Here is a 5,936-nt window from a genome sequence, read left to right as displayed (position 1 = left end):
ACGGCAGCCGGGCGTGCTCGGCGCGGCTCTCGGCGATCCGCCGCGCGGCGAGGTCGCGGGCCCGGGCGCGGTCGTTGCCGGTGAGCCGGGCGAGGATCGCGGCGAGCGGCCTGACCTTGCCGAAGCCGCCCCAGTGGCCCTCGGGGATCTCGGTGGGGAACACCCAGATCCGGCCGGGGTCGCGCGGCCAGGCGCCGTCCTCGGCGTCCAGGATCGCCTCGGTGACGTCGGCGATGACGCCCGCGCGCTTGCGGGCGTCGAGCTGGCCCTCGGGCACCGACGGGACGACCTTGTAGCGCGGCGCGTCCGCGAGCTCGCCGCCGACGTAGACGGCGGCGGGCCGGTGGAGGAAGAGCCAGGACACCGAGCGGGTGACCGGGTCGGCGGGGTCGAAGCCCTCGTGGCGGATCAGGATCTCGGTGATGCGGTTGAGCAGGGCCGCTTCCGCCTCCGGGCGCAGGGCGCCGTCGGGGATGTGGACGTCGAGCATCGGCATGGCCGTCGCCTCCTGGATTTAATTTCTCAACTCAGGTGGCCCGGAGCCTAGCCCGGGCTGAGTACGGATTGTCAACCCAGGTGGGTCGGACGGGCTAGGATCGACCCATGGCGGAGCAGCGGCGGCGGATCGACCCGGTGAACTGTTCGATGGGGCGCGCCCTCGCGGCGGTCGGCGAACGCTGGTCGCTGCTGATCGTGCGGGAGGCGCTGGACGGCGTCGGCCGCTTCGGGGAGTTCCGCACCCGGCTCGGCATCGCCAGCAACCTGCTGTCCACCCGGCTCGACGGCCTCGTCGCCGCGGGCGTGCTGCGCCGCGTGCCGTACCAGGAGCCCGGCGACCGGCAGCGCTTCGAGTACCACCTCACCGAGAAGGGCAGGGACCTGCGGCCCACCGTGATCGCCCTGCTGGAGTGGGGCGACAAGTACCTCGCCGACGAGGAGGGCCCGTCGGTCGTCGTCCGGCACGGCGGCGGCGAGGAGCACGACTGCGACGAACCGGTCACCCTCGTGCTGGAGTGCGCGGGCGGCCACACCCACCTGCCCCCGGACTCCGTCTACCGCGGCCCGGGCCCGGGCGCCCGCTTCCTGCCGTCCTGAGCGGCCGGGCCGCTACAGCCCCAGCAGGTGGTCCAGGACCCGGCCGAAGACCAGGCGCCCGGACCGCGCCAGGACCGGATCGAGCAGCGGATCGAGCGTCCGGGGCAGGCCGGCGACCGTCAGCTCCTCCGTCCAGACCGCCGCGCTGCCGCCGCCCACCGCCCGGACCCGCAGCTCGGCCCAGCCGTGCACCGGGTGGCCGCGCTTGACCAGCCGGCACCGCCCGTCCCGGCCGGGGCCGGGGACGACCAGCTCGGTGAGCTCCATCGGGTCGTCGAAACGGAACGGCCCGAGGGCCGTCCGGGCCAGGACGACGTCGCCCGCCTCCCGGCCGGAGCCCCGGACCACGCGGACCCGGGTGAACGGCACCCGGTCCCCGTGCCGGGACCAGTCCGTCAGCCGCTCCCAGCACTCGGCGGGCGGCAGCGGCGTACGGCGGATCAGGACGAAGCGGGCCACGGTCGCCACCCTAGGCCCTCTCGAAGCCGCGCCGGTCCTAGCGGCGCCGAGGCAGGCCCCCCAGCAGGCCCGCCACCGCTGCCAGGTCGCCGTCCCCGTCGAGCAGCACCACCAGCGGCGGGTGCGCCGGCGAACCCAGCCGGGCGATCCCGCACGCGGTGGCCCCGAGCCCCGGCGGGGCGACCAGGGCGACCGGCGCGCGGGACTCCAGCAGCGGGCCGAGCACCGGTCGGTACGCGGCCGGGGGCGGGTCGTCCCCGGCGGGGCGCAGCACCCCGAGGGCCTGCGGGCCGGGCCAGTCGCGCGCGGCGCCGGGGTAGCGGGTGTGCGGGGCGTCGGGCGGGGGCAGCAGCAGGACCCAGCCCGCGCCCGGGTGGGCGGCCCGGCGCAGCACGTCCAGGCGCACCGCCGGGGCGGCCGGCTCGGTGCCCTCGGCGGCGCCGGCCGCCGGCTCGCCCAGCCGGGGCGCCGGCTGTCCGGCCAGGGTGGAGCGCAGCACCTCGGTGGTGCCCAGCCCGCTCGGCAGGTCGGGGAAGCTGCGCAGCAGGTGGGCGCTCTGGTCGAGGAGTTCGGCGGCGTCCCGGTCGGCGAGCAGGGCACGGTCGTGGGTGGTGGTGAGGACCAGCCCGCCGGTGGCGTCGTAGTGGGCGGCGAGCGTGATCGGGTACGAGGTGAGGGTGCCGGCCGGGGCCGGACCCTCCACGTGGATGCCGTGCGCGGCCAGGTCGGTCTCCAGCCGCAGGTGGTGCGCCGCGGCGGGCTGGTGCTCCAGGACGACCAGGCTGTTCGGCCGCTGCCCGCGCGCGCCGGGCGTCCAGCGGTGGGCCTGGCCGGGGGAGACCCACTCGTACGCGGCGAGGTCGAGCACCCCGTCGCGCAGCGCCGCGAGCAGCTGCGGCACGGTGGTGCCCGGCTGCACCCGGACGGAGATCGGCAGCGGGTTGCGCAGGGCGCCGGGCAGCCGCTCGACGCCGTCCAGCGGGATGCCCCGGCCGGAGACGGTCACCGCGAAGCCGACCCGCACCGCGCGGGCCGGGCGGCGGGGCCGGTCCGTCTGCTCGGCGCGGTACAGCAGCAGCGCCCAGGCCGCCTGGAGGGCGCTGCTCTCGCCCGCGCCCCAGGCGGCCGCCCAGCCGCGCAGCCGGACCGCCTCGTACGGGGTGAGCCGGCGCCGGGCCCGGCCGCTGCCGCGCCGGCGCGGGTCGGGGGCGAGCGGCAGGACGGCGGTGGCGGGGGGCCGGGTGGACCAGAACTGCCGTGCCGCGTCGGTGCTCCGGCCGGACAGCCAGCGGGCGTGGTCGCGCAGGTCGGGGCGGCGCTGGCCGCCGGCCAGCACGCCGCCGGTCAGGTAGGCGCGGTAGAAGGACTGGAGCAGCAGCCGTACGCTCCAGCCGTCCAGCATCGCGTGGTGGTAGGTGAGCAGGACCCGGGTGGCGGGCCCCTCCCCGGCGTCCGGCGGGGCGTCGACGAGGGTGGCGCGCAGCAGGGCGGGGCGGCGCAGGTCGAAGCCGCGCCGACGGTCGGCGGCGAGCAGGTCCTCCCAGTCGGCGGCGCCGTGGCGGTGCCGGGTCACCTCGGGGACGGCGTGCTCGTGCAGCACCATCCAGGGGTCGTCGGGGCCGTGCTCGTCCCAGTCGAAGGCCGCGCGCAGCACCGTCTCGTGGTCGAAGACGGACTGCCAGGCCGCGGTGAAGCGCTCGGTGTCCAGCGGCCCGTGCCAGTTCCAGGACAGCTGCTCGACGTGCCGCCCGCCGGGCTCGGACTCCCCGATCACCTGGCGCAGCAGCTCCCGCTGGAGGGCGCTGGTCGGTACGGTGACCGGCTCGGGCGGGTGCGCCAGGGCCTCGCGCAGCTCCTCCAGCACCCCGGCGGCGCGGGCGAGCGGGCCTTGGGCGACGCCGACGAAGAGCCGCCGCCCGCCGTCCGGCGCACCGTCCCCGGTGGTGTGGCGCCCGCCGTCCCCGGTGGCGTCGCGCGCGTCCTCGACCAGGACGGCCCGCAGCCGGGGGCCGCCGGCCAGGCTGCGCCCCAGTTCCACCAGCACCCGGTCGAGCCCGTCCGGGCCGTCCACCGTCCGCTGCCAGAGCAGGTCCGCCGCGGGCCCGGCGGGGTCGTCGGCGAGGACGCTGCGCAGCGCGGTGCGCAGCGCCTCCGGCGGGTATCTCCGGTGCAGCTCGACCAGGACGAACTCCGGTGCCCGGGCGGGCCGTTCGGGGGTCCGCCGGGGCCGGGGGGCGGCGCCGGCCAGCGCGGCGCGCACCGCCCCGGCGTCCAGCGGCCCGGGCGGACGGCCGGCGGGCAGGCAGGGCTCGGGCGCGGGAGCGCCGGCCACCAGCAAGGTGACGGGTGCGCTGGAGAACTGACGGTTCGTCATGGCTGATCAGCGGGCACCGGAGCCCTCATCCTTCCCGTGGCCGGCCGGGATCGCGCCGGGGTTACTGGGTGGCGAGCCCGCCGCAGACGTTCAGTGCCTGGGCGGTGATGCTGGCCGCGGTGGGGCTGGTGAGGTAGCCGGCCAGCGAGGCGACCTCCTCGGGCGTGGTGTAGCGGCCGAGCGGGATGTGCTGCTGGAAGTGCTGGTGGATGGTCTCGGGGGTGGTGTTGTAGGCGGTCGCGTACTCGTGGTGGATCCTGGTGGTGTGCGGGGTCTGGACGTACCCCGGGCAGATGGCGTTGACGGTGGTGCCGGTCGGCGCCAGCTCCTTGGCCAGCGCCCGGGTGAAGCCGATCACGGCGTGCTTGCTCGCGGTGTACGGGGCGCCCAGGGTGACGGCCTGCTTCCCGGCGGTGGACGCGATGTTGATGATCCTCGGGTGGGCGGTGCTGGTGATGTGGCCGTGCCGGAGGGTCTCCCGGGTGACCAGGAAGACCGCGTTCAGATTGGTGTCGATGACGTCGTACCAGAGGTCGTCTGTGGTGGTCGCGGTCGGCCCGCCGCCGGTGCGTCCGGCGTTGTTGACCAGGACGGTGATCGGGCCGTACTCGGCCACCGCGTGCCGGATCAGTTCGCCGACCTGGACGGGGTCGCGGACGTCGCAGGTGAGGCCGTCGGCCTGGTGGCCCTCGTCGCGCAGGGTGGCGAGGGCCTGGTCGATGTCCCGGGCGGTGCGGGCGCAGATGAAGACACGGTGGCCGCGGCTGCCGAGTTCGCGGGCGATGGCGAGGCCGATGCCGCGGGTACCGCCGGTGATCAGGGCGAGGGGTTTCTCGGGTGCGGTGGTCATGACGCGTCCTGTGGGTGAGGGCTGGGAGCTGGGAGAGGTCGGCGGGGACGGCCGTCCGGACGGGGCTCAGGCCGAGTACAGGTTGTAGGTGGTCGGGTGGGCCGTGGTGGGCGTGTTGAGGGTGGGGTCCAGGGTGAGGATCGCGTGCTGGAGGTGCTGGAGGTGCGGCGAGGGCTGGATGCCGAGCTCGGTGGTCAGCCGGTGCCGCAGGTGGTGGTAGGTGGTCAGGGCGCTGGTCTGCCGGCCGGCCCGGTAGAGCGCGACCATGGCCTGGGCGTGCAGGCCCTCGTGGTGCGGGTGCTGGTGGGTCAGGTGGGTGAGCTCGGGGATCAGCTCGTTGTGCCGGCCGAGCCGCAGGTCGGTGTCGATGCGGCGTTCCAGGGTGATCAGCCGGCTCTCCTCCAGGCGCATGATCTCGATGGTGAGGATCGGCCCGGGCCGGACGTCGACCAGGGCGGGGCCGTGCCAGAGCGCGAGGGCCTGGCGGAACTGGGTGGCGGCCTGGTGGTCCTGGCCGTGGTTGAAGGCGTGCTGGCCCTGGGTGGTCAGCAGGTTGTAGGTGTGGACGTCCAGGTTGTCCGGGTGGGTGGTGAGCTGGTAGCCGCCGTGCCGGGTGGTGAGGATGTCCTTGGCGGTGGCGTGCGGGGTCGGCCCGAGGGCCTGGGTGATCCGGCGGCGCAGCTGCAGGATGTACGTCTGCATCGTGGTGAGCGCCTGTCTTGGCGGGTCGTCGCCCCAGATCTCCTCGATCAGGGTGGCCGTGGGCAGGATCCGGTTCGGGTAGAGCGCGAGGAGGGCGAGGATCTGGCGCTGCTTGGCGGCGGTGGGGACGACGGAGATGCCGTTGAGGTCGGCGGTGAGGGGGCCGAGGACCCTGAGGTGCATGGCGGTTCTCCTCTCGTGCGGGTGAGTGGGGCTCGGAGGATCGTGAGCCCGTGGATTCGTGGGGCTGTGGACCCGTGGACCCGCGGGTCCGGTGAACTGTGCGCTGCTGGTGCGGAAGTGTGTTCGAATCAGGGGGATGGTGGGGTGGATGCGTCGCACCCTAGCGGCGCCACGGAGGGGCGGCCGGATTCCTCAAGTGCCCGTCGAGCGGGGTTCCGGGCGATCTGGTGGGGGCTTCCGGGCAGCCGGAAGCGGCGGGGCGGCCCCCGGGGG

6 protein-coding genes are annotated in these 5,936 nt (G+C 75.7%); 1 reads left to right on the top strand and 5 read right to left on the bottom strand.

Annotated elements, in window-relative coordinates; genetic code table 11:
• Positions 1-496: hypothetical protein (locus ACFRQN_RS39505; protein WP_074002982.1), on the bottom strand; the 496-nt coding region annotated here is incomplete at its 3' end.
• A gap of 107 nt (positions 497-603) precedes the next feature.
• On the opposite strand from ACFRQN_RS39505, the gene ACFRQN_RS39500 reads away from it, so the two are divergent.
• Complete coding sequence (locus ACFRQN_RS39500; RefSeq protein ID WP_380745458.1) at positions 604-1,095, top strand: winged helix-turn-helix transcriptional regulator; 492 nt, start codon at positions 604-606, stop codon at positions 1,093-1,095.
• A gap of 12 nt (positions 1,096-1,107) precedes the next feature.
• Here the strand turns inward: ACFRQN_RS39500 and ACFRQN_RS39495 are convergent, their stop codons facing one another.
• The 4 genes from ACFRQN_RS39495 to ACFRQN_RS39480 all read right to left on the bottom strand — a co-directional run bounded on the left by ACFRQN_RS39495 (position 1,108) and on the right by ACFRQN_RS39480 (position 5,663).
• Complete coding sequence (locus ACFRQN_RS39495) at positions 1,108-1,554, bottom strand: hypothetical protein (RefSeq protein ID WP_074003277.1); 447 nt, start codon at positions 1,552-1,554, stop codon at positions 1,108-1,110.
• A 37-nt stretch (positions 1,555-1,591) separates the two neighbouring features.
• The gene (locus ACFRQN_RS39490; protein WP_074002980.1) at positions 1,592-3,928 is read right to left on the bottom strand and encodes a condensation domain-containing protein; all 2,337 of its coding nucleotides are present in this window, start codon (positions 3,926-3,928) and stop codon (positions 1,592-1,594) included.
• A 61-nt stretch (positions 3,929-3,989) separates the two neighbouring features.
• A complete protein-coding gene (locus ACFRQN_RS39485) occupies positions 3,990-4,778 on the bottom strand; it encodes an SDR family NAD(P)-dependent oxidoreductase (protein ID WP_074002979.1) in 789 nt (262 codons plus the stop codon).
• A 66-nt stretch (positions 4,779-4,844) separates the two neighbouring features.
• Entirely contained in the window at positions 4,845-5,663 is an 819-nt protein-coding gene (locus ACFRQN_RS39480) for an AfsR/SARP family transcriptional regulator (protein ID WP_049653285.1), read from the bottom strand.
• Positions 5,664-5,936: the final 273 nt, after the last annotated feature.

This window comes from Kitasatospora sp. NPDC056800, from assembly GCF_042789775.1.
GTDB lineage: Bacteria > Actinomycetota > Actinomycetes > Streptomycetales > Streptomycetaceae > Kitasatospora.
The sequence above is the reverse complement of the archived record's forward strand: the minus strand, read 5'-3'. Positions and strand labels throughout refer to the sequence as shown.